Origin of the sequence: Pelomicrobium sp. G1, from assembly GCF_051905455.1 — a bacterium.
Classification (GTDB): Bacteria; Pseudomonadota; Gammaproteobacteria; order Burkholderiales; family UBA6910; genus Pelomicrobium.
The window spans coordinates 1-237 of the sequence record NZ_JBQACR010000592.1 but is presented as its reverse complement, the minus strand read 5'-3'; the positions used below and the strand labels follow the sequence as shown (position 1 = coordinate 237).

At 60.8% G+C, this 237-nt stretch carries 1 pseudogene; it reads left to right on the top strand.

The window, feature by feature from the left end:
• Nucleotides 1-237 (top strand): annotated as a pseudogene (locus ACTFO6_RS19755) (dihydrofolate reductase family protein); the annotation flags it as partial.

The window sequence follows — 237 nt, the reverse complement described above, 5'->3', positions numbered from 1 at the left end:
GAACGTGAGCAAAGTATTCGTCAATATCGCCCTGAGCCTCGATGGCTACATGGCCCCGGAAGGCATGACCCTAGAGAACTGGGATCGGCCTGAGCGGTGGGCCGACAAGTGGGGAGCGCTTATGGCGTGGGCCCTGAACCAACAGTACCTGCGCGAGAAGCTAAAGTTCGGCCCTGGCGGCGAGACCGGCCCGATCAACGATATGGTCAGACATACCTTCGAGCGCACCGGTGCGCA